Annotated in this window: 25 protein-coding genes; 18 read left to right on the top strand and 7 right to left on the bottom strand. The window is 37.7% G+C overall.

Going from position 1 to position 25,658, the window contains the following annotated elements:
* Positions 1-164: 164 nt before the first annotated feature.
* The 7 genes from miaB to groL all read left to right on the top strand — a co-directional run bounded on the left by miaB (position 165) and on the right by groL (position 6,996).
* Entirely contained in the window at positions 165-1,610 is a 1,446-nt protein-coding gene (gene miaB / locus IWC72_RS08935) for a tRNA (N6-isopentenyl adenosine(37)-C2)-methylthiotransferase MiaB (protein WP_194529536.1), read from the top strand.
* Between the two features lie 30 nt (positions 1,611-1,640).
* Positions 1,641-2,909, top strand: a complete 1,269-nt coding sequence (locus tag IWC72_RS08930) for a sigma-54 interaction domain-containing protein (RefSeq protein ID WP_194529535.1) — start codon at positions 1,641-1,643, stop codon at positions 2,907-2,909.
* 60 nt (positions 2,910-2,969) lie between these two features.
* Positions 2,970-3,488 (top strand): LptE family protein, encoded by a 519-nt coding sequence (locus IWC72_RS08925; RefSeq protein WP_194529534.1) that lies wholly within the window; start codon positions 2,970-2,972, stop codon positions 3,486-3,488.
* A 60-nt stretch (positions 3,489-3,548) separates the two neighbouring features.
* Entirely contained in the window at positions 3,549-4,469 is a 921-nt protein-coding gene (locus IWC72_RS08920) for a hypothetical protein (RefSeq protein ID WP_194529533.1), read from the top strand.
* A gap of 6 nt (positions 4,470-4,475) precedes the next feature.
* Entirely contained in the window at positions 4,476-4,838 is a 363-nt protein-coding gene (gene secG / locus IWC72_RS08915) for a preprotein translocase subunit SecG (protein WP_194525859.1), read from the top strand.
* 144 nt (positions 4,839-4,982) lie between these two features.
* Positions 4,983-5,261 carry a co-chaperone GroES gene (locus IWC72_RS08910; RefSeq protein WP_194525858.1) on the top strand — a complete coding sequence of 93 codons (279 nt, stop codon included), beginning with the start codon at positions 4,983-4,985 and terminating at the stop codon, positions 5,259-5,261.
* A 103-nt stretch (positions 5,262-5,364) separates the two neighbouring features.
* A complete protein-coding gene (groL, locus tag IWC72_RS08905) occupies positions 5,365-6,996 on the top strand; it encodes a chaperonin GroEL (RefSeq protein ID WP_194525857.1) in 1,632 nt (543 codons plus the stop codon).
* A 433-nt stretch (positions 6,997-7,429) separates the two neighbouring features.
* Here the strand turns inward: groL and IWC72_RS08900 are convergent, their stop codons facing one another.
* The 6 genes from IWC72_RS08900 to IWC72_RS08875 all read right to left on the bottom strand — a co-directional run bounded on the left by IWC72_RS08900 (position 7,430) and on the right by IWC72_RS08875 (position 14,121).
* On the bottom strand, positions 7,430-7,786 hold the full coding sequence (locus IWC72_RS08900; RefSeq protein ID WP_194529532.1) for a heavy-metal-associated domain-containing protein: 357 nt from the start codon (positions 7,784-7,786) through the stop codon (positions 7,430-7,432).
* Positions 7,787-7,810: 24 nt separating this feature from the next.
* Positions 7,811-10,120 carry a TonB-dependent receptor gene (locus IWC72_RS08895; RefSeq protein ID WP_194529531.1) on the bottom strand — a complete coding sequence of 770 codons (2,310 nt, stop codon included), beginning with the start codon at positions 10,118-10,120 and terminating at the stop codon, positions 7,811-7,813.
* A 173-nt stretch (positions 10,121-10,293) separates the two neighbouring features.
* Positions 10,294-10,707 (bottom strand): HYC_CC_PP family protein, encoded by a 414-nt coding sequence (locus IWC72_RS08890; protein WP_194529530.1) that lies wholly within the window; start codon positions 10,705-10,707, stop codon positions 10,294-10,296.
* A gap of 71 nt (positions 10,708-10,778) precedes the next feature.
* Entirely contained in the window at positions 10,779-11,243 is a 465-nt protein-coding gene (locus tag IWC72_RS08885) for a DUF305 domain-containing protein (protein WP_194529529.1), read from the bottom strand.
* Positions 11,244-11,270: 27 nt separating this feature from the next.
* On the bottom strand, positions 11,271-13,598 hold the full coding sequence (locus IWC72_RS08880) for a multicopper oxidase domain-containing protein (RefSeq protein ID WP_194529528.1): 2,328 nt from the start codon (positions 13,596-13,598) through the stop codon (positions 11,271-11,273).
* A gap of 112 nt (positions 13,599-13,710) precedes the next feature.
* Positions 13,711-14,121, bottom strand: coding sequence for an HYC_CC_PP family protein (locus IWC72_RS08875; RefSeq protein WP_194529527.1), 411 nt, complete (start codon positions 14,119-14,121; stop codon positions 13,711-13,713).
* Positions 14,122-14,330: 209 nt separating this feature from the next.
* Here IWC72_RS08875 and IWC72_RS08870 point away from each other — a divergent pair, with 209 nt between their 5' ends.
* The 8 genes from IWC72_RS08870 to rodA all read left to right on the top strand — a co-directional run bounded on the left by IWC72_RS08870 (position 14,331) and on the right by rodA (position 23,447).
* Entirely contained in the window at positions 14,331-15,428 is a 1,098-nt protein-coding gene (locus tag IWC72_RS08870; protein ID WP_194529526.1) for a hypothetical protein, read from the top strand.
* Between the two features lie 89 nt (positions 15,429-15,517).
* Positions 15,518-15,976, top strand: coding sequence for a GAF domain-containing protein (locus IWC72_RS08865; protein WP_194529525.1), 459 nt, complete (start codon positions 15,518-15,520; stop codon positions 15,974-15,976).
* A gap of 175 nt (positions 15,977-16,151) precedes the next feature.
* Positions 16,152-17,681: a bifunctional phosphoribosylaminoimidazolecarboxamide formyltransferase/IMP cyclohydrolase gene (gene purH / locus IWC72_RS08860; protein WP_194529524.1), complete on the top strand. Its 1,530-nt coding sequence runs from the start codon at positions 16,152-16,154 to the stop codon at positions 17,679-17,681.
* Between the two features lie 67 nt (positions 17,682-17,748).
* The gene (locus IWC72_RS08855) at positions 17,749-18,777 is read left to right on the top strand and encodes a rod shape-determining protein (protein ID WP_013992538.1); all 1,029 of its coding nucleotides are present in this window, start codon (positions 17,749-17,751) and stop codon (positions 18,775-18,777) included.
* 89 nt (positions 18,778-18,866) lie between these two features.
* Positions 18,867-19,691 (top strand): rod shape-determining protein MreC, encoded by an 825-nt coding sequence (gene mreC / locus IWC72_RS08850; protein WP_194529523.1) that lies wholly within the window; start codon positions 18,867-18,869, stop codon positions 19,689-19,691.
* On the top strand, positions 19,681-20,190 hold the full coding sequence (locus IWC72_RS08845) for a rod shape-determining protein MreD (RefSeq protein WP_155598087.1): 510 nt from the start codon (positions 19,681-19,683) through the stop codon (positions 20,188-20,190). Before mreC ends, IWC72_RS08845 begins: the two co-directional genes overlap by 11 nt.
* A 47-nt stretch (positions 20,191-20,237) precedes the next feature.
* Positions 20,238-22,160 (top strand): peptidoglycan D,D-transpeptidase FtsI family protein, encoded by a 1,923-nt coding sequence (locus IWC72_RS08840; protein ID WP_194529522.1) that lies wholly within the window; start codon positions 20,238-20,240, stop codon positions 22,158-22,160.
* 3 nt (positions 22,161-22,163) lie between these two features.
* On the top strand, positions 22,164-23,447 hold the full coding sequence (rodA, locus tag IWC72_RS08835; protein ID WP_194525849.1) for a rod shape-determining protein RodA: 1,284 nt from the start codon (positions 22,164-22,166) through the stop codon (positions 23,445-23,447).
* A gap of 12 nt (positions 23,448-23,459) precedes the next feature.
* On the opposite strand, the gene IWC72_RS08830 is transcribed toward rodA, so the two are convergent.
* Positions 23,460-24,278, bottom strand: coding sequence for a DNA/RNA non-specific endonuclease (locus tag IWC72_RS08830; protein ID WP_194529521.1), 819 nt, complete (start codon positions 24,276-24,278; stop codon positions 23,460-23,462).
* 118 nt (positions 24,279-24,396) lie between these two features.
* Here IWC72_RS08830 and msrB point away from each other — a divergent pair, with 118 nt between their 5' ends.
* The 3 genes from msrB to IWC72_RS08815 are packed head-to-tail and all read left to right on the top strand — an operon-like array spanning position 24,397 to position 25,656.
* Complete coding sequence (gene msrB / locus IWC72_RS08825) at positions 24,397-24,861, top strand: peptide-methionine (R)-S-oxide reductase MsrB (RefSeq protein WP_194525847.1); 465 nt, start codon at positions 24,397-24,399, stop codon at positions 24,859-24,861.
* Positions 24,851-25,402, top strand: coding sequence for a peptide-methionine (S)-S-oxide reductase MsrA (gene msrA / locus IWC72_RS08820; RefSeq protein WP_194529520.1), 552 nt, complete (start codon positions 24,851-24,853; stop codon positions 25,400-25,402). The genes msrB and msrA overlap by 11 nt, the downstream gene beginning before the upstream one ends.
* Positions 25,402-25,656 (top strand): peptide methionine sulfoxide reductase, encoded by a 255-nt coding sequence (locus tag IWC72_RS08815; RefSeq protein WP_194529519.1) that lies wholly within the window; start codon positions 25,402-25,404, stop codon positions 25,654-25,656. Before msrA ends, IWC72_RS08815 begins: the two co-directional genes overlap by 1 nt.
* Positions 25,657-25,658: the final 2 nt, after the last annotated feature.

Raw genomic sequence — 25,658 nt, 5'->3', positions numbered from 1 at the left:
AAAAGTAAAAATCTTACTATTAAAAACACTTCTAAATTAAGGTTTTATAATTCCCGTACTTTCTATTATTAAGTTTTACCAAAATTTTACAGCTGTCAATTTGTCACAAATTTGTTTTAAGCCTTATATTTGCTGCCCGTTATATTTGAAAGGTAACGATAGATATGGAGAAAATTATAGACGAATCGGTTCAGGGATCTGCCCTAGCACTTGAAAAAAAGAATTCCAACAACAAGAAGCTCTACATTGAAAGCTATGGTTGTCAGATGAATTTTTCAGATAGTGAAATCGTTGCATCCATCTTAGCCAACGAAGGTTTTGACACTACGCAAACCCTTACCGAGGCCGACTTGGTTTTAGTAAATACCTGTTCCATTCGAGAGAAGGCTGAACTTACGGTTCGCAAGCGCTTAGAAAAATTCAATGCTATAAAAAGAGACCGTCCACATATGAAAGTAGGTGTTCTGGGCTGCATGGCAGAACGTTTGAAGCACCAATTTTTAGAGGAGGAAAAAATTGTAGACATGGTCGTAGGTCCGGACGCCTACAAAGACCTACCCAATTTAATTCAAGAAATAGACGAAGGCCGTAATGCGGTAAATGTTATTCTTTCCAAAGATGAAACCTACGGAGACATTGCCCCTGTTCGCCTGAACACTAACGGTGTAACGGCATATGTTTCCATCACCAGGGGATGCGATAATATGTGCACATTCTGTGTTGTTCCTTTTACGCGAGGACGTGAGCGCAGCCGTGATCCACAATCCATTATAGATGAAGTAAACGATTTAGCGAAAAGAGGATATAAAGAAATCACTCTTTTGGGTCAAAACGTAGATAGCTATTTATGGTATGGTGGAGGATTGAAGAAAGACTTTGACAAAGCTTCTGACATGCAAAAGGCTACTGCTGTAGATTTTTCGCAATTATTGGAAAGAACAGCCTTGGCACAACCTAAAATGCGTATTCGTTTTTCAACATCTAATCCGCAGGATATGACTTTAGATGTTATTCATACCATGGCAAAACACAAAAACATCTGTAACGCCATTCACCTTCCGGTACAAAGTGGAAGCAATCGCATCTTAAAAGAGATGAACCGTCTTCATACTCGAGAAGAGTATTTTGAATTGATTGACAATGCACGTAAAATACTTCCGGACTGTTCCATTTCCCAAGATATGATTATCGGTTTCCCCACAGAAACAGAGGAAGACCATAAAGACACCATGTCCCTAATGGAATATGTAAAGTATGATTTTGGCTATATGTTCACCTATTCCGAAAGACCAGGAACCATGGCCGAACGGAAAATGGAAGATGACGTTCCCGAAGAAACAAAAAAACGAAGACTATCTGAAGTTATCGCTCTTCAAAGAGAACATTGTCAAGAACGTACTCAACGACATTTAGGCAAGGTTCAAGAAATTTTGATCGAGAGTACTTCAAAAAAATCAGACCAACATTTCATGGGGCGCAACTCACAAAATACCGTTGCCGTATTCCCTAAGGGGGATTATAAAATTGGTGATTTTGTAATGGTACGCATGGACGAATGTACTTCTGCCACCTTAATTGGTGAAGCCGTAGGATATTCAGACAACAACTAAATAGCAACAGCCCCCGAACTACAGAAGATAATGGAAAACGTACAAGCCATAAAACAACGATTTGAGATTATCGGTAATGACCCGAAACTCAATCGCGCTATTGAAAAAGCCATTCAGGTAGCGCCAACAGATATTTCTGTTCTTGTAACAGGAGAGAGTGGTGTTGGTAAAGAGGCCATTCCTAAAATAATACATTCGCTTTCGCACAGAAAGCACGCCAAATATATTGCCGTAAACTGCGGCGCTATCCCAGAGGGCACAATTGATAGTGAACTTTTTGGTCATGAGAAAGGTGCTTTTACAGGAGCTACCCAAACAAGAAGCGGGTATTTTGAAGTTGCCGATGGCGGAACTATTTTTTTGGATGAAGTTGGCGAACTACCACTTACCACACAAGTAAGACTATTAAGGGTACTTGAAAATGGCGAGTTTTTAAAAGTAGGTTCTTCACAGGTGCAAAAAACCAATGTACGTATTGTGGCAGCAACGAACGTAAATATGTTCGATGCCATTAAAAAAGAGAAATTCAGGGAAGACCTATACTATAGGTTAAGTACGGTTGAGATAAATATTCCGCCTTTGCGAGAAAGACAGGGCGACATTCATTTGCTCTTTAGAAAATTCGCTTCGGATTTTGGACAGAAGTATAAGATGCCAACGATTCGTTTAGATGATGAAGCTGTAGACCTTTTACTAAAATACAGGTGGCCTGGAAACATCCGTCAGTTACGGAATATTGCTGAACAGGTTTCTGTTCTTGAGGAAAGTAGAGGCGTTTCATGGTCTACTTTAAACGGATATTTACCAAACTCCAACAACTCCAATCTTCCTGCGGTTGTTGGACAAAAGAAAGCTGAAAGTGATTTTAGCAATGAAAGGGAGATTCTTTACAAGGTACTTTTTGATATGAAAAGCGACCTGAACGACCTAAAGAAACTCACTTTAGAGTTGATGAAGAATAATGATGGCGAAAAGGTACAGGAAGAGAATGAAGGTCTGATCAGAAAAATTTACGGAGATAATGGCGAAGAGCTAGAAGAAGATGATCGCTCATCTATGGAGGTTTTGCACTTGCCCGAACCACGAGCAGAAAAACCCATTGTTAAACCAACTATTGAAGACAAGTATCATTTTGCCGAAGAAATTCAAGAAGAAGAAACCCTATCTTTACAAGAAAAGGAAGTGGAGCTCATTAAAAAATCTTTAGAACGCAACCGCGGAAAAAGAAAAGCCGCCGCTTCTGAACTGGGTATTTCGGAAAGAACTCTATATCGTAAAATAAAACAATACGATTTATAGCTAGCGTAACCTATTATATAACAAAACGGCAAATCATACTTCTAATACAGATATAGAATTTTGAAAAAGAACATTTACATAGCTTTCAGCTTACTATTGACCCTTATCCTTAACGGTTGTGGTGTATATAATTTTACCGGAGGTAATGTGGGCACCGCTACCACTTTTACAATACCTACTTTTCAAAATTACGCCACACAAAACCCAGGCTCTACTTTTGAACCGGGATTAGAAAGAGACTTTACTTTGGCCCTGCAAGATCGTATATTAAACCAAACCAGTCTAGATCTGACCTCCTCCAATGGAGATTTATTATATGAAGGTGAAATTGTAGAGTTCCGCATATCTCCAATGAGCGCAACAGCTCAGCAAACCGCCGCTCAAAACCGATTATCTATGGCGGTCAAAGTGCGTTTTTACAACAAAACCAAAGAAGATGCAGATTTTGAACAACGCTTCTCATTTTTCTATGACTACCCGGCTAATTCTCAACTTTCTTCCGTTAAGACCGAAGCGCTGGAAGTGATTTTTGAACGGATAACCCAAGACATTTTCAACGCATCTTTGGCAGACTGGTAACACTACCTAACTTATAAAACAAATCTGAAGAACTTATATCGCTATTCGTAATCCTATAAAATGAACGTACAAGATTTTACATATCTCTTACAGCATCCAGACAAAGTGGTCTCTCCACTTCAGACCAAACAACTGGAAGAGGTGCTAGAAGAGTACCCGTACTTTCAGGCAGCACGGGCGTTACATTTAAAGGGGCTCAAAAACCTCAATAGCTTTAAATACAACAATGCTCTAAAAATTACCGCCGCATATACCACAGACCGCGATGTTCTTTTTGACTTTATTACTTCGGACGAATTTTTACAGAATACCATCGCAGACAAGATATCCGGTAAAACCATAGCTTTAGTAGATACCGAAACTATTTCAGAAGAAGTAGAATCTTCTAAAAACAACGATACGTCTGCAGAAATTCCAATTCCTTTAACGCATGCAGATGCAGACAAGCTTTTAGATCCTCAACTTTTTAAATCAAAAGACCCTAAAATAGATGAAGAAATTGCAGAAGCCAAAAGAAAAGCCTCTGAAAATTTAGAATTGGGAGAACCCCTACCCTTTACCAAACGAGAAAAATATTCATTTGCGGAATGGCTACAACTTACCACATTTACATCGGTTAAGAGAGATGACGAGGAGAACCCAGCTAAAAATGCAATTGCAGAAGAACCTGAGGCTATCGCATTTCCATTAGAAGAAGAGATTCTGAAAAGAAAGAAATTTGACCTTATTGATAAATTTATTGCTGACAATCCTAAAATAAAGCCGAATAAAGACGTACCAAAAGTTGCTATAGAAACCTCCGTTACCCTAGACAGGAAAGAGCTAATGACAGAAACTTTAGCTAAGGTTTACTTAGAACAGAAAAAGTATAAAAAAGCCATTCAATCTTATAAAATTTTAAGTTTGAAATATCCGGAAAAAAGTGGTTTCTTTGCAGACCGAATAAAAGCGGTAGAAAAATTACAACAAGAAAACAAGTAAGGCATTATGAGTACGTTTACCATTTTTTTAATCCTTATTATCATAGTTTGCTTTTTACTCATCCTAGTCATTATGGTTCAAAACCCTAAAGGCGGTGGGCTATCATCTTCTTTTGGTGGTGGCGGCAGTCAAATTGTAGGTGGTGTAAAAAAGACAGGCGATTTCTTAGACAAAAGTACTTGGACTCTATCCATATTACTTGTTGTTCTAATTTTGGCTTCTAATGTTGCTCTTAAAGGAAACTTTAGCGATACAGATTCAAAACTTTTAAATGGAGACGGAATTGAAACCGTTGTTCCTGAAACTGTACCAGAAGCACTGCCAGAACAGACACCTGCACCGGTAAGTACTCCTGCCGATAGCTTATAAAATCCCACATAATCACATACGAAAATGCCAGCTTAGTGACAAGCTGGCATTTTTGGTTTAACAATGTGTCAGTTTTCAGGTAATGGCATAATTTCTGCCCACTACCATTCGAGAATATAATTTTTCAAACTAAAAACTAAAAATATGGCAAAAGTGAACATTAAACCATTGGCGGATAGGGTTCTTATTGAACCTATGGCTGCCGAAACCAAAACAGCATCAGGTATCTACATTCCAGATACTGCCAAAGAAAAGCCTCAACAAGGTAAGATTGTTGCCGTTGGACCTGGAACCAAAGATGAGCAAGTGACAGTTAAAGTTGGCGACACTGTTTTATATGGTAAATACGCAGGCACTGAGCTTAAGCTTGAAGGCGTTGACTACCTAATGATGCGTGAGAGTGACGTTTTAGCTATTATATAATTTCTTTAGCTTTCCTACAATAGCAGGAATATTCAAAAGGAATACATAAGATTAATTTAAAATACACTCACTTAGGTGAGGAAAACTAATACTAATATTTATTATGGCAAAAGATATAAAGTTTGATATCGATGCACGCGACGGCCTGAAAAGAGGCGTTGATGCATTGGCAAATGCAGTAAAAGTAACATTAGGACCTAAAGGTAGAAACGTAATTATCAGTAAATCTTTTGGTGCTCCACAAGTAACCAAAGATGGTGTTACTGTAGCCAAAGAAATTGAATTAGAGAACCCATTAGAGAATATGGGTGCGCAAATGGTAAAGGAAGTTGCTTCTAAAACCAATGACCTTGCAGGTGACGGTACTACTACCGCTACTGTTCTTGCTCAAGCTATCGTTAAAGAAGGTTTGAAAAACGTTGCTGCTGGCGCAAACCCAATGGATTTAAAAAGAGGTATTGACAAAGCCGTTGATGCTATTGTTGAAAACCTTGCCAAGCAATCTAAGAAAGTTGGTGATTCTTCCGAAAAAATCAAACAAGTTGCTTCTATTTCCGCGAACAACGACGAAACTATTGGTGATTTGATCGCTCAAGCTTTTGGTAAAGTTGGTAAAGAAGGTGTAATTACTGTTGAAGAAGCAAAAGGTACCGATACATACGTTGATGTTGTAGAAGGTATGCAGTTTGACAGAGGTTACCTTTCTCCATATTTTGTTACCGATTCAGAAAAAATGGTAGCAGACTTAGAAAGTCCATACATCTTATTGTTCGATAAGAAAATCTCTTCAATGAAAGATTTGCTTCCTGTATTGGAGCCAGTTGCTCAATCTGGAAAGCCACTTTTAATTATTGCTGAGGATGTTGACGGTGAAGCATTGGCCACATTGGTAGTAAACAAACTAAGAGGTTCTTTAAAAATTGCCGCTGTTAAAGCACCAGGTTTTGGTGACCGTAGAAAAGCAATGTTAGAAGATATTGCTATTCTAACAGGTGGTACAGTTATTTCTGAAGAAAGAGGCTTCTCTTTAGACAATACTACTTTAGATATGTTGGGTACTTGTGAAAAAGTACAAATTGACAAAGACAATACTACAATTGTAAACGGTGGTGGTGTTGCTAAAGACATTAAAACTCGTGTAAATCAGATTAAATCTCAAATTGAGACTACTACCTCTGATTACGACAAAGAAAAACTTCAAGAGCGTTTGGCTAAATTGGCCGGTGGTGTTGCCGTACTTTATGTAGGTGCAGCTTCTGAAGTTGAAATGAAAGAGAAAAAAGACCGTGTAGACGATGCTTTGCATGCTACTAGAGCTGCCGTTGAAGAAGGTATCGTTGCTGGAGGTGGTGTTGCCTTGGTAAGAGCAAAAGCTGTTCTTTCTAAAGTTGCCACAGAAAATGAAGACGAGGCTACTGGTTTACAAATTGTTGCCCGTGCTATTGAAGCTCCGTTAAGAACTATCGTTTCTAACGCAGGTGGTGAAGGTTCTGTAGTAATCGCTAAAATCCTTGAAGGAAAAGGAGATTACGGTTACGATGCTAAATCTGAGCAGTATGTTGAGATGACCAAAGCGGGTATTATTGACCCTAAAAAAGTAACTCGTGTTGCATTAGAGAATGCTGCATCTGTTGCGGGTATGATCTTAACTACCGAATGTGCATTGACAGACATAAAAGAAGATGCTCCTGCCGCACCACCGATGGGTGGAGGCGGAATGCCAGGCATGATGTAGTGGCGAGCCGCCACAGGCAATTTTTAGCTTGTTTGCGGACATACATTATATTTAAAGCTGCTCTTGAAGTTTCAAGAGCAGCTTTTTTTTATGGGCTTATATTAACAAAAAAACCACCTTCTTTATTTACAGAAGGTGGTTTCATGTCCAAATGGGAATGTCTATTCTATAGACAAACACCCCGACTACTTCTTACGAGGAGCAGCTTTTGGAGCAGCCTTTTTACCAGCTTTCGCTGCTAACGGCTTAGCAGATGTTTTACCTGCATTTTTTGCTTGTGCCATAATTAATTGCGTATTAAATACAACTAATCTAAAGTAAATCACTTTTTGATTCGTGATATTTTCATTGGGAAAAAATTAACTAAAATAACAAAGCTTTTTTCCGCGCCATTAAAAAGATTCACAATACGCTTAAAAACAGATGCTTACTTTTAGTGGTCAGCTCCGTCATCAGAATTATCCTCCCTATATCTACAGCATGGGTGCACACTTTCATACGCTTCCTCTGTAGCTTTCAATTCTTTGGTATCATGCCCTACTGCCACAAGAGCGGTTTTTATTTTCATGGGATCCGTTTTGCGCTCATCTATAATTACTGCTAGTTGATGTGTTGGTATATCCCAGGATGCATACTTCACTCCTTTTACGTTAAGTGCCGCTTCTTCTATCCGTTCTTTACACATGCCGCATTTTCCATTAACGTCAAATGTCATTTTTTTATTCTTATCCTGTGCAAAAATCAACACCGTAAACAAGCTCATTACTATTGATAAAATTGTAGTTTTCATTTGTCTTCTATTTAGTTATTATCATTAAATTTTAATCCTAAAACCTCCATAAAACATACGCCCCATTATTGGCGCATATATTATAGTAGTATCAAAGTTAGGACCAAAAGGGTCATCCCCCCCTAAAACTGGATTATCTTGTTGTACATTGGATAAATTTTCTCCTCCTACATATACCTCAAACGTATTGGAGAACACTTTTGTTATCTGCGCATTCATATGATTATAAGGCGATGATGTAGCCGCTAATTGATACGCTATTGGGTTTGAACTTGTATCCGGCAATCTCTTTTCCCCAACCCTATGCAAAGTATAATCAAATTTCCATTGAGAGCCATTATCTTTTGCTTTGGTCTCATACTCCAAATTAGCAAAAAACAGATGCTGCGCCTGTAAAGGCTTTTGTAGACTCCCACTTTGATAATCGGTTGTTACATCATAATTCTTATATGCTGTACGTATATTCAAGCGCGGTAAAAGCTCATAATTCACCTCTACCTGAAAACTCTTAGCCGTACTACTCCCCTCTAAATTATAGAATAAAACCTCTTGCGAATTTTCCCAATCCACAACTACTTGATTTTTAAAATCAGTAATGTAATAATCTACCGTAAAATCACCTTTTCGATTTAAAAAATTAAAACCTTGCAAAAAGCTAACCCCATAATTCCATGCATCTTCGGAATCCAAACCATACAAATCTCCACCGGAATTCAAGATCTTAATTTCACGGCCAGAAGCAAATAACTGTTGATTCTCCGCAAAGATGTTAGCTGCTCTTTTTCCTCTTCCAAAAGAACCACGCAGACTTCCTTTTTCCCATGGCGTATACCTAATATGGAATCTTGGCGTAACGAACGTACCTAACCTATTATGATTATCTACTCTAAGCCCAGCAGTAAGACTTACCTTTTCTAAATTCTCATAGCTATATTCAAAAAAAGCACCTACGGAACGATCCTCCCGGGAATAGTCGGTTGCAGTCACCATCTCGTCATAGCCATCATAGGCGAACGTCAACCCTGTCTTGAATTTGTTACGCGTATCGCCAATTATAGAATTAAAAAGTAAATTGGTATAAATGCTTTCGTGATTAATATCATACGTTCTATAACCAAAATAAGAGTCCTGCTTATGCAAACTATAGGCTGTTTGAAAACCAAAGCTTTGAAATGGCAACTCAGGAAAAACGTAACCCAATTTCAAAGAAGTATCAAAACGACGTGTATTGATTTCACTGCCCCATACTTCGGCTTCGCTCAGTATAGGCAGTTCGGCTTCGCCAGACGCAAGCGCTTCGGCTTGACTAAACATTCTCCGATTATTATCTACTCTGTCAGTATCGGGGTTAAAATCGACTTGCCCCACTTGCTTTTCATCATTCAAAAACCTCACATTAAAGAAGCTTACCCAACCTTTTTCTGCATCTTGGTACTGCCAACGATTCATTACATTAATCTGATCAGCCAAAGGGGCATCTAAGAATCCGTCTCCGTTATCATCCTCTTTTTGAGTTCTTTTATTTCCGTGTATATAAAGTCCCGTACTCCACTTTTCGGATAGTTTTTTATTGAAGTGCGTATTCAACTCATACCTTCCGTTTTGATTCCCATATCCATTTATAAAAACGGAACTATCCGTCAACGGTTTTACCAATTCGGTATTTATCTGACCAGAAATACTTTCATAACCATTCACCACGCTACCCGCACCCTTTGTAATCTGAATACTCTCAATCCAAGTACCCGGTGTAAATGTAAGCCCGTATGCCTGCGAAGCACCCCTAACCATAGGAATATTCTCTTGCGTAATCATCAAATACGGACTGGTCAAACCTAACATTTGTATTTGTTTCGTACCTGTTAGCCCATCCGAAAGATTTACATCAATAGCAGGATTGGTCTCAAAGCTCTCAGCCAAGTTGCAGCAGGCTGCTTTTAACAACTCCGCACTATTAACGGTGACCGTATTCTGTGGACTGAAATAGGTTTTTTGAATATTGTCCCGCTCTTGTTGAACCACAACTTCATCTAATTCATTAGAGGGTTTAAGCCCATGCTTAACAACCTTAGGAGCATTTACCGTTAAAGTATCAGACTCATAGCCTACGTAGCTAATTATTAGCTTATTGTATTCTTTTTTATAAGGAATAGAAAATTTTCCGTCAATATTGGTTGCGACCCCTATTTGGGAATCCATCCAATACACATTGGCACCAGGAAGCGCCAATGTATTGGCATTGCCTGCTTCCACAACCGTTCCTTCAACTTTTTCCTGAGAAAAAGCAAGCCACGGAAGTATGGTAAAAGCAAATGCTATTATTATTTTTTTCATCAATTTAATTATGATTTTCTAGTTTCAATTCATTTGTTTGCGCCCAGCCATTCATTAAAAATCAATGAAAAAAGAGAAGTGATAGTTATGAATAGAGCCACATTACCAGTTAAACCGGCATGATTTTATCAATCAGAACCTGCGTAATGGTAAACCGTAAAAATTGAAGAAAATCAGATTAAAAAGACAGCATCCAGCAACTGGATGTTCTTTATAATTTTAGGAGGATTATAATGTACCTGTGGTACGTCTTTAGCTTCTACAGGCTCAAAGAGACCTTTAAAAGAACAAACAAATGCGACCAAAACCATCTGTTGATGCAGGTCAAAGTCATTAAAAGAAGGCTTAACATCATTCTGCCCTTCCATAGCGATCACCTCGCTATTACAGCAAGACATTTTATCTACGGTAGTATCTATTTTTTCATCCAAAGACATTGCCATACCACAATCCTGGGCATCGGAGAAAAATGCAACATCTACTAAATGCCCCATACAATAGTGCTTTTCTACTTTAAAGGAAGTAGTAGCAGCCAATAGCAAAAAGGACATTACCGAAGCAAATAATTTATGAAATACCTTTTTCATCTATGTAAAATTACGCATTTTAATACTAAAAACATTTACTCAATTGCCTAATAACACTAATTAGAGTTAACCTACTCGGCCCTTTCCAATCTTTTAATCATTTCCTTCATTTTAGTAATCTCCTTTTTTTGGGCGCTAATTATGTCCTTTGCCAATTTATGGACCTCCGGATCCTTAATATCTGCTCTTTCACTTGTTAATATTGCTATTGAATGATGTGGAATCATTGCGCGCATCCAAAGTAAATCGTCCACAGGCTTTTGCTGTCTTACCAAAACCAACGCACCCAAAAACAATACTATACTACCCAGAATTATCGAAATGTTCCTTCTGTTATTTTGATACATCTTTCGCATAAAAAAGAACATTATTAGTGACATTGCAGAAATACCTAGACAAGTCATGTAAAAACGGGTGAGACTAAAATAGGCATGATCTATTTGGTACGTGTTCAGGTACATGGTAATATACATTGCAACAAAAGACGCACCCAACATTAAAAAAAACTTCGTATAATTATTTTCTTTTTTCTTCATAATGACAATATTGATAATTGTTAGTAATTAAAATCTAATGGACATACCACCACCGGCTCCAAAACGGTTATCATAACTGCCCATTAAGGATATATTTCTAGACATAAAATATTCCAGTCCGGTATTCCAGACTACCTCTTTTTTATAATTAATTTGATTTGCAAAATCGTTTACCCACCCAAAATCCGCCTGGTACTCGAAGGATCCAAACAAGGATGTTCTTGGGAAAATCATAACCTCTCGACTTAGCTGAATCTGAGGCCGCAATTTAGTATCGACTCTTACATCCAAATTAAATAAGTACGGGGTTAAATATCGGAGACCTATAACCCCCGTTGTAGAAATTTCACCTAAACTATCCTCTAATTCATTTTCAACATTAACACCTCCAAAAACCCGCAAATAGTCATGTAAATATCTTTCATATGTAAATTCGGCTTCTAAGTTTTTGTTCCAACCATACTCAGCATTTACATTAAATTGATTTCTTATGTTTGAAGCCACCCAGTTTAGTTCCGTCATATGCGAAGCCACATCTACCAAACCCCACGAATAATAGCGGTTTGTCTCATCTACCAGTTTAGATTTTGGGTATGCCGCCATTCGTTCATCTCTAGGCGTATCATAACTGAATATCCTGGTCATACCACTCATCATATGATACAGTACATGACAATGAAGTAGCCAATCACCATGAGTACCCCCAAAAAACTCTATGGTTGTTTCCTCCATAGGAGGCACATTAACCGTATGCTTTAAAGGGGAATACGCTCCGTTTTTATTCAAAACCCTAAAAAAATGACCATGAAGATGCATAGGATGATGCATCATGGTCATATTATTGAAAGTAATTCTAGTTACCTCTCCCTCTTTAATTGAAATATCATCGGTCTCATCTAATGGAACTCCATTCATACTCCAAACATACCTGTTCATATTTCCCGTTAAATTAAGCAATACCTCACGTAAAGGCTTATCTTTTGCAAAGGCTGTCTTACTAGGTGATTTTAGATAATCATATGAATACTCATCATTCATATCCATTGCCATGCCGTCCATTTTCATGTCCATATGTCCTTTTGTATCCTTCATTCCCTTCTCGGCTATATTATCATGATTCATTTTAGAATGATGCATTTTTGAGTGATCCATCGCTGATGGACTTGAAGTATTTTCTTTTGAATTCATACCTTCGGCATGGTTCATTTTCATACCATACTCTTCTTTCATTTGAAAACGCTCGTCTTTGCCCGGATTAAATTTTAAAGCGTGTGCCCCCATCTTCATATCCATCTGGGCCATTTTTTTCATCATAGCTATTTTATCCGGCCTTGAAACCTTAACAGCCGATACAACTTCACCACTCCCCAGGTAGGCCGTTGCAGTACCCGATCCATCTTGTGCCATAATTCGGAACTCCATTTTCCCTTCTTGAGGAATTGTAACTATATAATCGTACGTTTCTGCAATTCCAATAAATGTCTTATCCTTTAACACAGGTTCTATATTCAACCCATCTGCCGCAATCATCTTGGGTGTTTCTCCGCCAAATGTCATCCAAAACATAGAAGAGGCACTACCATTAATAATGCGCAGCCTCACCTTTTCTCCCGGTTTAAACTGTGGATATTCTTGTGATGTTTTTCCATTGATTAAAAATGCAGGATAGTAAACATCCGCAATATCCGCACCTTCCATCCGCTGTTTCCAAAAATTAAACTGCGCACCCAAAGCCCCTCTGGAAATAACGCTATTAAGTGGCGTAGATGTTCCTTTTTTAATTTGATACCATTCATTTCCTCTTTTAAGGTTGCGTAAAACATTCATTGGTTTTTCATCCGTCCAGTCGGAAAGCATCAATACCAATTCACTATCATACTCAAACGTTTTCTTTTTAGGATGAATTACAAAAGAGCCGAAAACCCCGCTCTGCTCTTGGAGCATAGTATGCGAATGATACCAGTAGGTACCCGACTGCTTTAAAGGAAAGGAATATGTAAAAGTTGTTCCGGGCGCAATGGGCGGAGTTGTCAAATAAGGAACTCCATCTTGATAATTGGGCAATAGAATACCATGCCAGTGTACCGAGGTTTCCACATCTAATGTATTTTTAACATGTATTACGGCTTGATCCCCTTCGGTAAATTCAAGAACAGGTCCAGGAATACTACCATTAACGGCCATACCCGTTGTAGTTTTCCCCGATTTATTGACGCTCTTTTTAGAAATGGTCAAGGAATACTCTTTAACAGGTCTATTTTCCTTCTCCTGTGCAGACAGCCATGTACTTACTGCTATTAGAAGCAAAAAGGTCAATCTATTTCTTAGCGAAACATTATATCTATGTATTTTCATTTTATATTCAATTTTATAATTACCTAAATATTTACAGTGCTTTTTAGAAATAAAAACACCATTTAACCTCCGCAATAGAAACTGGGAGGTAAAATGTAGAATTCTTATAAAATCAAATTAAAAATACATCATCAAGCAACTGAATGTCCTTGACAATATCTGGAGGTAAGTAATACCTATGAGAAATATTTTGGTTGATTTGAGGCTCAAACAACCCTAAATAAGAATAGGTATATGCAATTAGGAATTGCTGGTGTTCTATATGGAACTCGTTAAATGAAGGTTTTACATCATTTACCCCCTGGGCAGTTAGCATTTCTTCGTCACAACACGATTCTTCATCCAAAATAGATGCCGCTTCATCAGAAACCATTTCCATACCACAATCTTGAACATCCGAGAAAAATGCAACATCCACCAAATGCCCCATACAATAGTGCTTTTCTACTTTAAAGGAAGTAGTAGAAAACAAAAGTGCCACGGTCATTAGGCAAGCAAAAAAACGATGTAGCTTTTCTTTCATTAACACAAAATTACGAAATAAACGATTACTCAAGGTTTTAACCCCAGCCTTTAACTAAAGTTTAAAGTTTCATCTTCAATAAAATATAAATCATAAAATTATTGTTTTGAACAATATATACTATTTGACACGTTTTAGAGTTAACGCATAACGGATTAAACTTACAGTACATCCGATTCACTAACCATTTTTAACTTAAAATTTTAGCAATGAAGAAAAATATTAGATCAGTAGTAAAATCAGGATTCGCAGTATTTGCTCTAGCCTTTATGGTATCTAGCTGTAGTAGTGACGAAGGTTCTGTTTTTGACACACCCATTGACACCGACCAGGACGACACCGATGATACGGACACCGAAACAGTAGCCACACTAATAATCAACGCTGAAGATGACTCAAACGATGTTTTGTTTGCAGAAGCATCTGGTGAAGTTGGCACTAGCGTACCAGGGCGTATTATCTACACCTCTCCAACAAACCAAAAGAGACTATATATTACCCAAAACGTATCTGGTGGTGGTGAAATGCCATTTAACAATTTTAACATTGAAGGCAAAGATCTTACAAAAGCACTTAAGGGTGATGGTTCTGTTGATTTAGATGGAGATACTCAGAAAGAAATTGATTTCACCTTTGACCTTCCTGTTCCCGATATTGACAACGGCGAGATTGTTTATCAATTCTGGACTACTACAGGAAAAGGAGATTTTAGAGACCCTAATAAAAGAAAGGCTTTAGGCGTAGGTACTATTACCGTTAAAGTTGGTAACGGAACAAACCCAGCAGCCGAGGTTCACTCTTTTACAGACGTAAAATTATTTGCTCCTGATGTAAATGGTACAAGCGAAACTTTTTATTCCCTTTTAAATGATCAAGAATATTTGGTATATGACCCAGAAAACACATTGGAACAGGCCGAATATAGAGCATTTTGGGATTTTGGATATTACTATGTTAATAACTCTGCCTATTTTGCTTCTGCAGCTACCTATGATGACTCTTTTGGCTTTCCTGTAAAAGGCTTACAAGCTGAAGATAATGAAGAAAATGCCGACACCGAAACGCTTAACAAAGCTTATTTTTCACTCTCTACTACAAACAGCACCACGTTTGACGGTATTACATTATCTAGCGAACTAGATTTTGTTGTAAAGTCCGATTTTCAAACATCAGGCGTTTTGGCTGTTGGAGATATTCTTGAAATCGTAGATAACTATGGGAAAAAAGGGCTTATTAGAATTACTGAAATTAATCCTGGTTTTAACAACGACGACTATATTGTATTTGATGTAAAAATACAGCCATAATATATTTTTAAAATAATGCAAAGGGATGTCGTTAATTCGGCATCCCTTTTTTTTGTTTTCAAAAGCTTATTTTTGCACAAAAATTTAGCATGTTCAACGAATTAAGCACTCAATCCAAAGCCATACTTCATTCCACAGAAGTAGACGTAGATGAACGTCTTCAAAAGCTTTGCGAATTATTAAAAAAGACTGTGCCACATTATGACTGGGTGGGATTCTATTTTAAAAATGGCAACAAGGAAGAACTAAAATTAGGCCCTTACGCTGGCGCACCTACGGACCACACCATCATACCTTTCGGAAAAGGAATTTGTGGACAAGTAGCTGTGTCCAATCAAAATTTTGTGGTGCCAAATGTACAGGCTCAGGATAATTATATAGCCTGCAGTATTACCGTAAAAGCCGAAATAGTGGTGCCTTTGTTCATTAATGGAAAAAATATAGGTCAGATTGATATCGACTCAAATACTCCCGACCCATTTACTGAAGAAGACGAACGTTTCTTAGAGTTTGTGAACACTGAAGTGGCCAAAATTTACGTGTCATAATTCATCTTATTCAAAATTTTCGTTTTTTTCAATACCGTTTATCGATGCTGCCCCGTGTTATTTGACACAAAACGGTTTAAAACTTTAGCAGTTTTGTTGATAACCTAGCCTATTTTTTCTTTCAAAAAAAGTACTTTTGCGTGTCTTTTTAACTTAGTAACTACATCTTATCAAAATGAGTATCAAAAAAGCTTCTTCTGCACTGATTTCCGTATTCCATAAAGATGGATTGGAACCTATCATCAAAAAATTTCAAGAACTCGGCATTACCATCTATTCAACCGGAGGGACCGAGAAATTCATAAAAGAACTTGGCGTAGATGTTGTGCCGGTAGAAGACGTAACCAGCTACCCTTCTATTTTAGGAGGAAGAGTCAAAACATTACACCCAAAAGTTTTTGGTGGAATCTTAAATAGACAAGACAACGAAAGTGACGTTGCTCAGTTGGAAGAATTTGAAATTCCTCAATTAGACATCGTAATCGTAGATCTTTATCCTTTTGAAAAGACCGTTGCAAGTGGAGCGTCGGAACAAGATATTATTGAAAAAATAGATATAGGTGGAATTTCACTTATCCGTGCAGCCGCAAAGAATTTTAAAGATGTACTTTGTGTTTCTTCTATGGAAGATTACTCAGACTTTTTAAATGTTATTTCAGAAGGAAAGGGTAGTACAAGCCTTGAAGACCGCAAACGTTTTGCTGCTAAATCCTTCAATGTTTCTTCTCACTACGACACTGCTATTTTCAATTATTTCAACAAAAACCATGATCTTGCTGCTTTAAAGATTAGCGAGACAGACGGAAAAGTTTTGCGTTATGGGGAAAACCCGCATCAAAAAGGATTTTTCTTTGGTGATTTCGAAGCCATGTTCGACAAATTACACGGCAAAGAACTTTCATACAACAACCTATTGGATGTTGATGCCGCAGTAAATTTGATGCTGGAATTCAAAAATGACGACCCCACCTTTGCCATCCTAAAACACAATAACGCTTGTGGATTGGCACAACGCAACACACTTCACCAAGCCTATGTAGATGCTTTGGCCGGTGATCCTGTTTCGGCTTTTGGAGGAGTTTTGATAAGCAACAAAGAGGTTGATAAAGCAACTGCCGAAGAAATTCATAAATTATTTTGCGAAGTAGTTATTGCACCGAGTTATGCCGATGACGCCCTAGAGATTTTAAAAGGCAAAAAAAATAGAATTATTTTAGTTCAAAATGAAGTAGAAATGCCAGAAATGACGGTTAGAACCTGTCTAAATGGTGTATTACTTCAAGAAAAAGACCATAGAACAGACACTTTAGAAGATTTACAGTACGTAACGGATACTAAGCCATCCGAACAAGATCTAGAGGATTTAATTTTTGCTTCCAAATTATGTAAGCACACAAAATCCAACACTATAGTCCTTGCAAAGAATAAACAACTATGTGCTAGCGGTACCGGACAAACCTCTCGTGTAGATGCCTTAAACCAAGCAATTCACAAAGCAAAATCATTTAATTTTGACCTTAAAGGAGCCGTAATGGCGAGCGATGCGTTCTTTCCTTTCCCAGATTGTGTAGAGATAGCCAATAAAAGTGGTATTTCTAGCGTTATACAGCCGGGCGGGTCTATAAAAGACCAATTAAGTATCGATTATTGTAATGAAAACAATGTCTCTATGGTTATGACGGGCACACGTCATTTCAAGCATTAATTTCATTACTTTTACCGATGAAACACACCCCTTATCAAGCTAGTAACATAACCAAACAAGATTAAAAATGGGATTTTTTGATTTCTTGACAGAGGAAATCGCCATCGATTTAGGTACGGCGAACACCCTTATCATTCACATGGACAAGGTAGTTGTAGACAGCCCGTCTATTGTTGCTCGTGACCGTATCTCAGGCAAAATTATTGCCGTGGGTAAAGAAGCGAACATGATGCAGGGTAAAACCCACGAAAACATTAAAACAATCCGTCCGTTAAAAGATGGAGTTATTGCAGATTTTGACGCATCTGAAAAGATGATCAACATGTTCATTAAGAACATCCCTGCTTTAAAGAAAAAATGGTTTCCACCAGCTTTACGAATGGTTATCTGTATTCCTTCTGGTATTACAGAAGTAGAAATGCGTGCGGTAAAAGAATCTGCCGAACGTGTAAATGGCAAAGAAGTTTACTTAATTCATGAACCAATGGCAGCAGCCATAGGTATTGGTCTTGATATCATGCAACCAAAAGGTAACATGATTGTTGATATAGGTGGTGGTACTACAGAAATTGCAGTTATTGCTCTAGGTGGTATTGTTTGTGATAAATCTGTAAAGATTGCAGGTGATGTTTTCACCAATGATATTATTTACTATATGCGTACGCAGCATAACCTTTATGTAGGTGAAGCAACCGCAGAAAATATAAAAATTGAAATAGGTTCAGCTACCGAAGATTTACAAACGCCACCGGACGAAAAATCGGTGCAAGGTCGTGACCTATTAACAGGAAAACCAAAGCAAGTTCAGATTTCGTATCGTGAAATTGCCAAAGCTTTGGATAAATCTATTCTTCGTGTAGAAGATGCGGTAATGGAAACCCTTTCACAAACTCCACCTGAATTAGCCGCCGATATTTACAATACTGGTATTTATTTAGCGGGTGGTGGTTCTATGTTACGTGGATTGGACAGAAGGCTATCGCAAAAGACGGATTTACCTGTATACATTGCAGAAGACCCACTACGTGCCGTAGTAAGAGGTACAGGTATAGCACTTAAGAACTTAGAGCGCTACAAGAGTATCCTTATCAAATAAAACCTAAAGATTTCGGGGCGATTTCAAAAGGTTTTAATTTTTATTTCCATTCGGAATTGCTTCACAGGTTTCACCAAATCTAATAGTGAATGCAGCAGATCATCAACTTTATCATACGATATAAGAATTTCCTTCTTTATGTCTTTTTGATGATTGTTTCTTTGGGATTTACGATTCAATCGCATTCGTATCACCAGTCGCGTTTCTTTAACTCGTCCAATTGGTTAACGGGAAATATTTTAGATACTTCTAATGATGTTTCCACCTACTTTGGTCTTGATAAAGAGAACGAAAAACTTATGCAAGAAAATGAATACTTGCGTAAGCTATTGTTTAACAAAAAAGAGCAAATAGATAGTACCGCTTTAGACTCGGTTCAACTAACCTATACCATTTCAATTGGGAAGGTTATCAAAAATAGCTTTGCAGACCCTCGTAATTATATTACTATAAACAAGGGTGAAAAAGACAGCGTACACCCGGATATGGGTGTCATAACCAGTAAAGGTATTCTAGGTATTATAGAAAACACTTCAAATAACTTTGCTACGGTGCAATCCATTTTGAACGAGAAATCCAATATCAATGCCAAAATTAAAAATACAGACCACTTTGGTTCTTTGGTATGGGATATGAAAAGGTACAACGTAGTACAATTGGTAGATATCCCACGGTTGGTACCACTTACTATTGGAGATACTATTGTCACTGGTGGAATGAGCAGTATTTTCCCCGAAAACATTCCTATTGGTACGATTAGAAAGTTTGATCTTAATACTTCAAAAAGTTTTTACAATATAGATGTAGCTTTATTTAATGATATGACGAATATTAAAAACGTCTACATTATAAAGAACAACGACCGCGAAGAGATTTTAGAACTAGAAAAACAAACGGAGACAAATGGTCAGTAACTATTACTTCTTAAATGTTATCCGTTTTATACTATTGGTTCTAGTACAAGTACTGGTATTCAATAAACTAAACTTTTTTGGGTTCATCAACCCAATGGTTTACATTTTGTTTCTGTATTGGTATCCCATTAAAGAAAATAGAGCAGCTTTTATTGGTTTAGGATTTTTGCTTGGCATAGCTATAGATTTTTTCTCCGATACAATGGCCATACATGCGGCATCTACAATTACAATTGCCTATATGAGACCTGCTATAATGAGATTTGTATTTGGCGTTAACTTTGAATTTCAAAGTTTTAAATTAAGTAACACCACTAGGGTACAACAAATTACATATTTGGCGTTATTAATTATAGTACATCACTTTGTTTTCTTTACCCTGGAAATTTTTAGTTTGGCTAATTTCCTATTAATTTTGAAGAAAGTATTAGCTACGGGCACCGCAACTCTTATTCTTTGCTTACTATTTGGTTCACTTTTTAGTGTTCGCAAAGAGTAAACAAGCGAAAAAATTATGAACTTCTTTAATTAAAAATTTCATCTAAGATGAAAAAGCTGTTATTATCCTCCATCATCGTAATCATTGGTATTACGTTTCTCAGCAGACTTTCCTATCTGCAGATATTCAGCTTTTCCCCTGATCAGGTTTTAGAAGACCCTGCTATTAAAAGGGTTTATGATTATCCTGAACGCGGTTATATTTACGACAGAAACGGAGAACTTTTAGTAGGTAACGACCCTGCATATGACGTCATGGTCATCCCACGTGAAGTTCGTGCGTTAGACACCTTAGAGCTTTGTGGATTACTTAAAATCGACAAAGAAAAGTTTAAAAAAGAATTACGAAAAGCTACAATTTATTCACCTAGACTTCCTTCTGTTTTTGTACCTCAACTTTCTAAAGAGGATTACGCAAAGCTTCAGGAAAAAATGCGCCACTATAATGGATTTTACATCCAGAAACGTTCGCTTCGATATTATGACACCAATAGTGCCGCCAATGTTTTAGGCTATATTAGTGAAGTAAACGAAAGAGATTTAGCCAAGAACCCTTATTATGTGCAAGGCGAGCTTACGGGCCGTACAGGCGTTGAAAAGGTATATGAAGATATATTAAGAGGACGAAAAGGCGTACAGTACATCCAAAAAGACCGTTTCAATAGAGATATTGGACCTTATAAAAATGGAACTTTAGACACTTTACCAGAGCAAGGTTTTGAAATCAATATTACCATTGACAAGCATCTTCAGGAATATGGTGAAAGACTAATGCACGGTAAATGGGGAGGAATTGTAGCCATTGAACCTTCTTCTGGAGAAATTCTATCTATGATTTCGGGTCCTACCTACGACCCGTCTCTTTTAGTGGGAAGAAAAAGGTCTGCCAATTATAGTAAATTACACTATGATTCCATTTCAAAACCAACATTTGACCGATCTATTTCTTTTGAAAAAAGTCCGGGATCACCTTTTAAGGCCATCAATGCATTAATAGCATTGCAGGAAGGCGCAATTACACCTTCAACCACATTTACCTGTCACCATGGTTTTTTCATAGGGAGACACAGAAAAGGATGCCACTGTGGAGGCGGTGTTAGAACACTTAATAACGGAATTTACAAATCCTGTAATGCCTATTTTGTAGGGGCCTATAAAAAATTATTTGAGCAATTCCCTTCAAATAGTGCAGCTATGGATGCTTGGGAAAAACACGTAAGAAGTTTTGGGCTGGGCTCGTACTTAGGTTCTGACCTTTATACAGGAAGACCCGGAAGTGTACCTAGTACAGCACTATATAACAAATGGTATGGAGAAGGAGACAAAAGATGGTCTGCCACCACGACATACTCCAATGCTATTGGACAGGGAGAAGTAAACGTCACCCCCATACAATTAGCGAATATGACCGCCGCAATTGCAAACAGAGGCTTTTTCTTTACGCCGCACGTTCTTAAGAAGATTGATGGAAAAGAAATTAGTATTCCAGACTTTGTTGAGCCTAAACATACTACTATTGACAAAAGGCATTTTGAACCTGTTATTCAAGGTATGGCAGATGTATACCACCATGGAACGGCAAAACATATACAAATTCCAGATATTGAAATTGCAGGAAAAACAGGCACCGTAGAAAACTACATTAAAATTGACAGTGTTAAAACACAGCTGACGGACAACTCTGTTTTTGTTGCTTTTGCTCCTGTCGAAAATCCTAAAATCGCCATTGCCGTATACATTCAAAACGGATACTACGGCTCTAGGTATGCAGGCCATATTGCTTCATTAATGATAGAGCAGTATTTAAAAGGTGAGATTACCCGCAAAGACCTTGAAAAAAGAATGCTAGAAAGAACTTTGGAAAGTGAATATGCCAAGCCTTACAGCGGTAAAGAATTCAAAATAAACGAATACGATTGGAGCAGACATTCCATAAAGTATCAAGAGAAAATCTCCCAATCAGAACAATAGCTTATGGCCGGTAAAAGTGTCCTCAAACGTCTTGATTGGCTTTCCGTTTTGTTTTATGTACTCCTATTGACAATTGGGTGGGTAAATATTTACTCCAGTACATTTTCCGAAAGCGATTCTTCTATATTCGACTTTGGAACACTTCATGGCAAACAGCTTTTCTTTATTCTTACCAGTTTTGCGTCTATCGTAATTCTATTGGCGCTAGAAGCCAACTTTTATGAGCGTTTCTCTAGTGTGCTCTATATAATATCAATGGTTCTACTGCTAGGTCTATTTGCTTTTGGTAAAACTATTGCCGGTGCAACTTCTTGGTATGACCTGGGGTTCTTTAACTTACAACCCTCTGAGCTCGCCAAAGTGGCCACAGCCCTTGCTTTAGCTAAATATCTGAGTGATATACAAACAGACATTAAACGGAATAAAGATCAGCTGTACGCATTCCTAATCATTTTGATTCCGGCAATATTAATTATACCTCAACCTGACCCTGGTAGTGCATTGGTTTTTTTCTCTTTAAGCTTTGTAATTTTTAGAGAAGGACTCCCTATCTATTATTTGGGAATCGCCTTTTTTGCCATTCTTATATTCGTAACCACGTTGATGTTCGGCACCATTTGGATTACTATTGGCATTGCACTTATATTGATTCTGTTCTTCCTCTTAAAAAAGAAAAAATTTAAGGTTCCGGTGATTCCGACCGTAATAGCAGTGGTTCTCACGCTTTTATTCTCCCTTTCGGTAGATTTTGTTTTCAACAATGTTTTTGAACAACGCCACCGTGACCGTTTCAGTCTTTGGTTACGTTTGGAAAAAGACCCTGCTAAACTAGAGCAAATCCGAAAGACGATTGGTTACAACACCTATCAGTCTGAAAAAGCAATTGAATCCGGTGGTTTCTTCGGAAAAGGTTTTTTAGAGGGGACGCGAACCAAAGGGGATTTTGTTCCTGAACAACATACAGATTATATCTTTAGTACCGTTGGTGAAGAATGGGGCTTTTTGGGCACAGCAACAGTAGTCTTACTTTTTACCTTTTTACTATTACGTCTGGTCTATCTATCAGAACGCCAAAAAACCGGCTTTGCCCGAATGTATGGTTACGGGGTAATTTCAATTCTATTGATACATTACTTTATTAATATTGGAATGGTTATTGGCGTACTGCCTACCATTGGTATTCCCCTACCCTTCTTTAGTTACGGTGGATCGGGACTTTTATTTTTTACGGCCCTATTGTTCATTTTCTTGAAGCTGGATGCAAACCGTTTAAAGGAAGGTATTTAAAAAATATTCCCTTTAAAATTTAAACTTCCAACTACCTGTATCAACTTTGGCTTCCAACTGATCTTGTTGTTGTTTGGAGATCTTTTGAAAAAAATCGATGCCCGTACGTTTTTCAACCTCATGAACCGATACCACAAATCGTTTTAAGGGTTTAGAACTTTGTTTTCCTTCCATCAAAAAAGCTAAAATCTTTAAATCATCACCGTTACCACGTGCTACAATTTTGTAATAATATCGGGGCACATCAACATCTTCTTGCCCTATTTCATCCAAACCTTCTTCTAATACGCCCGCAGTAATCACAAAAATTTCCCCGTGCTGCTTGGCCCAAATACGAACTTGCATTTCTAATTCATTCCAAATACCAGCATTAAATTCTCGGTCTTGCGGGCTTATATTACTAGTATAAAACGTCTCGTTATATGCTTGTTCGGTAAACCTCCTATCTCCTGCAGGGCATAAATGCCCCCTATCATAGCCAGACCCTTTATAATTTCGCCAATCGGCAGATTTTGTTCGCACCTTGGGGTCCTCAATAAAATAAGGTCGTTTACGGTCATCATTGGTCAAATGTTCTTTTTTCAACGTATAAGCTACCCACTCCGCCTGCTCAAAAGGTTCGTTATAAGACAGCATATAATGACTATGCTCCACAATATCTCCCGTAGTGGAACCTGGTATTAAATTACTTGCTACGGAAGTTGTTGGTCCGTTCTCTGTTTGTTGAGAATAGGTATCAGGTGTATAGAAATTCTCAAATAGCCAAAAGCCAGCTATACAGGCCAACATTAATACAGAATATATAAGTTTATTTTTGGAGGTTTTATTCATATGTCAAATGTAAGTAAAAGCTAAAAATTTCGACAAATAAGCACATTTCATATAGTGCAATGTATTTATTTTGTAATCTAGTTTATCTAACGAATTAGTCAAAACAGAAAGGAAAGTTATGCTTACATGGAAAGATGTAATTAGTTTTAGTGTAAACGGAAATCCAGAACCGGATAAAAGGGTAGAAAAAACTGAAGCCGAATGGCGAGAAACACTTAGCCCTGAACAGTTCAGAATTACTAGAAAGAAAGGCACAGAACAAGCGCATACTGGTGCTTTATGCAGTGCCCATGACGCAGGAAAATATAATTGTATTTGTTGTGATACGCCTTTATTTGATTCAACCATTAAATTTGAATCAGGGACAGGTTGGCCAAGTTTTACACAACCCATAAAAGAAAATGCCATTAAATATGAGAAAGATTCTTCTTTTGGTATGATTCGGGTAGAGGTTATGTGCAATACTTGCGATGCCCATTTAGGACATATTTTCCCCGATGGCCCTGAACCAAGTGGCCTACGCTACTGCATTAATTCAGAATCAATGAAACTACAAAAAGAAAGCATTACAAATGGAAAATAAAAATTTAGAGACAGCCACCCTAGGAGGAGGATGTTTTTGGTGTATAGAAGCAGTTTTACAAGAATTAAAAGGTATTGAGAAATTAGTCTCCGGCTATACGGGCGGTACTGCACCTGGCAAACCTACTTATAAAGAAGTATGCTCTGGGCTTACGGGTCATGCAGAGGTAGTACAGGTAACTTTTGACCCTTCCGTAATCTCATATCAAGATTTGTTGATTGTTTTTATGACGAGTCATGACCCTACTTCACTTAACAGACAAGGCGGTGATGTTGGTACGCAATACCGTTCTGTAATCTACTATCATAATGATACACAAAAAACAGTTGCTGAAACGGTAATTAAAGAATTAGTTTCTTACTTTGAAGACCCAATTGTTACCGAATTAAGCGCTCTGCCGGTTTTTTACGACGCCGAGGACTATCACCAAGATTATTATAGAAACAATACCTCACAAGGGTATTGTAGCGCTGTAATCACTCCGAAGTTGGCTAAACTTAGAAAGATGCATACCGACAAACTGAAAGGTGTCTCAGCTTAATGACCCCATTGCTAAAACGTATTAGAAAATTGCCTGTGGGCTATTGCCAAGTAATCTACAACGAGAAAAGATATGGGGTAACCCGATCTGATTTCAATAATGGCAATAGCCACAAGGTATATGCAGAGGAATTAGGTGGAAATGACTTTATTAGCCTCAATTACTATGTTACCTCCAACTTAGAAAATCTAAAACCGTGTGAAATGCCATTTAAAAAAGTAGAAGACTTTCTAAACGGGTTTCAACTTACCTAATT

The sequence above is a fragment of the Zobellia roscoffensis genome, assembly GCF_015330165.1.
Classification (GTDB): Bacteria; Bacteroidota; Bacteroidia; order Flavobacteriales; family Flavobacteriaceae; genus Zobellia; species Zobellia roscoffensis.
This window is presented reverse-complemented; position numbering and strand designations above follow the sequence as displayed.

Coding starts and splice junctions, on each gene's coding strand:
- miaB (WP_194529536.1), top strand. CDS start 165: ATGGAGAAAATTATAGACGAATCGGTTCAGGGATCTGCCCTAGCACTT.
- IWC72_RS08930 (WP_194529535.1), top strand. CDS start 1,641: ATGGAAAACGTACAAGCCATAAAACAACGATTTGAGATTATCGGTAAT.
- IWC72_RS08920 (WP_194529533.1), top strand. CDS start 3,549: ATGAACGTACAAGATTTTACATATCTCTTACAGCATCCAGACAAAGTG.
- secG (WP_194525859.1), top strand. CDS start 4,476: ATGAGTACGTTTACCATTTTTTTAATCCTTATTATCATAGTTTGCTTT.
- IWC72_RS08910 (WP_194525858.1), top strand. CDS start 4,983: ATGGCAAAAGTGAACATTAAACCATTGGCGGATAGGGTTCTTATTGAA.
- groL (WP_194525857.1), top strand. CDS start 5,365: ATGGCAAAAGATATAAAGTTTGATATCGATGCACGCGACGGCCTGAAA.
- IWC72_RS08900 (WP_194529532.1), bottom strand. CDS start 7,786: ATGAAAACTACAATTTTATCAATAGTAATGAGCTTGTTTACGGTGTTG.
- IWC72_RS08895 (WP_194529531.1), bottom strand. CDS start 10,120: ATGAAAAAAATAATAATAGCATTTGCTTTTACCATACTTCCGTGGCTT.
- IWC72_RS08890 (WP_194529530.1), bottom strand. CDS start 10,707: ATGAAAAAGGTATTTCATAAATTATTTGCTTCGGTAATGTCCTTTTTG.
- IWC72_RS08885 (WP_194529529.1), bottom strand. CDS start 11,243: ATGAAGAAAAAAGAAAATAATTATACGAAGTTTTTTTTAATGTTGGGT.
- IWC72_RS08880 (WP_194529528.1), bottom strand. CDS start 13,598: ATGAAAATACATAGATATAATGTTTCGCTAAGAAATAGATTGACCTTT.
- IWC72_RS08875 (WP_194529527.1), bottom strand. CDS start 14,121: ATGAAAGAAAAGCTACATCGTTTTTTTGCTTGCCTAATGACCGTGGCA.
- IWC72_RS08870 (WP_194529526.1), top strand. CDS start 14,331: ATGAAGAAAAATATTAGATCAGTAGTAAAATCAGGATTCGCAGTATTT.
- IWC72_RS08865 (WP_194529525.1), top strand. CDS start 15,518: ATGTTCAACGAATTAAGCACTCAATCCAAAGCCATACTTCATTCCACA.
- purH (WP_194529524.1), top strand. CDS start 16,152: ATGAGTATCAAAAAAGCTTCTTCTGCACTGATTTCCGTATTCCATAAA.
- IWC72_RS08855 (WP_013992538.1), top strand. CDS start 17,749: ATGGGATTTTTTGATTTCTTGACAGAGGAAATCGCCATCGATTTAGGT.
- mreC (WP_194529523.1), top strand. CDS start 18,867: ATGCAGCAGATCATCAACTTTATCATACGATATAAGAATTTCCTTCTT.
- IWC72_RS08845 (WP_155598087.1), top strand. CDS start 19,681: ATGGTCAGTAACTATTACTTCTTAAATGTTATCCGTTTTATACTATTG.
- IWC72_RS08840 (WP_194529522.1), top strand. CDS start 20,238: ATGAAAAAGCTGTTATTATCCTCCATCATCGTAATCATTGGTATTACG.
- rodA (WP_194525849.1), top strand. CDS start 22,164: ATGGCCGGTAAAAGTGTCCTCAAACGTCTTGATTGGCTTTCCGTTTTG.
- IWC72_RS08830 (WP_194529521.1), bottom strand. CDS start 24,278: ATGAATAAAACCTCCAAAAATAAACTTATATATTCTGTATTAATGTTG.
- msrB (WP_194525847.1), top strand. CDS start 24,397: ATGCTTACATGGAAAGATGTAATTAGTTTTAGTGTAAACGGAAATCCA.
- msrA (WP_194529520.1), top strand. CDS start 24,851: ATGGAAAATAAAAATTTAGAGACAGCCACCCTAGGAGGAGGATGTTTT.
- IWC72_RS08815 (WP_194529519.1), top strand. CDS start 25,402: ATGACCCCATTGCTAAAACGTATTAGAAAATTGCCTGTGGGCTATTGC.